This is a genomic window from Nocardia sp. NPDC050630 (assembly GCF_044457245.1).
Lineage (GTDB): Bacteria > Actinomycetota > Actinomycetes > Mycobacteriales > Mycobacteriaceae > Nocardia.
Map to the genome: position 1 here is coordinate 1 of NZ_JBITGN010000065.1, position 2,030 is coordinate 2,030.

At 63.5% G+C, this 2,030-nt stretch carries 2 protein-coding genes; one reads left to right on the forward strand and one right to left on the reverse strand.

The features are described from left to right. Positions 1-11: 11 nt before the first annotated feature. Complete coding sequence (gene ltrA / locus ACIBG0_RS42200) at positions 12-1,400, reverse strand: group II intron reverse transcriptase/maturase (protein ID WP_397041284.1); 1,389 nt, start codon at positions 1,398-1,400, stop codon at positions 12-14. Between the two features lie 440 nt (positions 1,401-1,840). On the opposite strand from ltrA, the gene ACIBG0_RS42205 reads away from it, so the two are divergent. Then, positions 1,841-2,030: hypothetical protein (locus tag ACIBG0_RS42205; protein WP_397041282.1), on the forward strand; the 190-nt coding region annotated here is incomplete at its 3' end.

Below are 2,030 nucleotides of genomic sequence, written 5' to 3' on the forward strand. Positions count from 1 at the left end.
TGGATGTTTCCTCATGCCGCACTCGGCCACGGCGACGCGATCTTCGTGCCCCGGTAGTAGTAGCGCTTTGCGCTGACTCGTGCGGGGTCGAACAGGCTCACACCGCCGTCGCCGGGCCAGATGCCGTAGCGTCGACGTAGTTGTTTCCATGGGGTTCGCCGATGCTTACGCTCCTGCCACCTGACGATTTCCTGCCAGAGGTAGGCACGCAGGTAGCTGAAGGTCGCGTTCGAGCATCCGAACCTGAAGTACGCGGTCCAGCCTCGCAGCATCCGGTTGAGATGGATGAGCAGGACCTTCAGCGGCAGGTTCGTGCCCTTGCGGCACCACGTCTTGATCTTGGCTTTGACAGCGACCAGCGCCTTCTTGGCCGGGTAGACGTAGACGTAGCGTTTGTTCGTGCCCCGTTTCCGGTGACGCTGGATGCGCCAGCCGAGAAAGTCGAGGCCGTCGTCGATGTGGGTGACCAGGGTCTTTTCCGGCGACAGGCGCAGGCCCATCGTCGTCAGGACCCCGGTGATCTCTTCCTTGAGGGCTTCGGCGTGTGCCTTGGTGCCAGACACGACCAGGCACCAGTCATCCGCGTACCGGCAGAGCCGGTAGTTGGGCAGACCGTGACGCCGCCGCTTGGCCCGCTCGTAGTTGCTGGCCGCCGGGCCTCCAGGCGCTTGGGCGACGAAGTCGTCCAAGACCGACAAGGCCACGTTGCTGAGCAACGGGGAAAGGATCGACCCCTGCGGAGTACCCGTACTGGTGTCGGCCAGCGTGCCGTCCTCGGTGAGGATGCCCGCCTTCAGAAACGCTTTCACCAGCGCCAGAACGCGTTTGTCCCCGATTCTTCTGCGCACCCGATCCATGAGTGCCGGATGCGAGATTTCGTCGAAGCAGGCTTTGATGTCTCCCTCCACCACCCACTCATACGAGCGGGACGCGAAATGATGCACCTCGGCCACCGCGTCATGAGCACGGCGGTTCGGGCGGAACCCGTAGGAACACGGGCGGAAATCCACCTCGAACACCGGCTCGAGTACCAGTTTCAAGGACGCTTGGACCACTCGGTCGCGGATCGTTGCGATCCCCAGATAGCGAACCTTGCCGCCCGCCTTGGGAATCGCACGCTGCCGGACCGGAAGAGGCTGGAAACTCCGGGCTTTCACATCGACCCGCAGCTGAGCCAGGAACTCGACGGTCCCGCGTTCGGCCTCGACATAGCGGGCGGTTTCACCGTCCACTCCAGCCGTGCGTGCGCCCCTGTTGTTCCGCACCCGATCCCACGCGACCAGAAGGAACGCGGGATCGGCGACGAGATTGAACAGATCATCGAACCTGCGATGAGGATCATCAGCGGCCCAACGGTGCAGCTTGGTTTGGATCCCCAGTACCCGACGCTCGGCCATCATCAGCTCGAACGCCAGCTCGTCGGTATTCACCGACGATCCTTCCAGCATTCCACACTCCTCCCTGCTGACTTGCTGGCTCCCTTCGCCATGCACACGCCTCTCGCGTGCTCGGACTACTACGGAGCCTCCGCCCCACCTGAAATCTTCAGCCGACGACGGGCCTATCCCGCACTGGCAGATGGATTCCGCAGCGCGGGAACGATTCCGAGCGGTTCCCGTGTTCACCAGAAATCGATCGATCGGGTAGGCACCCAGCTTTGCTCCGGCAGCATCGCCATGGCTACGCCGCAGTCCTTCACCATGGCCTCCTCACCGGCACGCTTAGCCGGTTTCGGAGTCGACCACCCGTAACGGGTTGTCGTGCACTGCGTCCCGGCCCATATCCGCCAGATTTGAGCCGGTGCCTCGCTTACGAAGCTTTAACCACTGGTTCCTGTCGTATGCCGTCCGATCTCGCTCGCCGGACCCGGCCCGTCTGGCAGTTCCGAACCGTCCCGGCTACGGCAGCGCTGCTTCCCGCCCTTCCCGGCGTCTCCCGGATCGGACTGCGCTCCGCTCCTACCAGGCTGCTGCGACAGCCCAGCGAGAAGGTCTTTCACCTCCTTCGATTCCTGGCGCCTCACGGCGCAC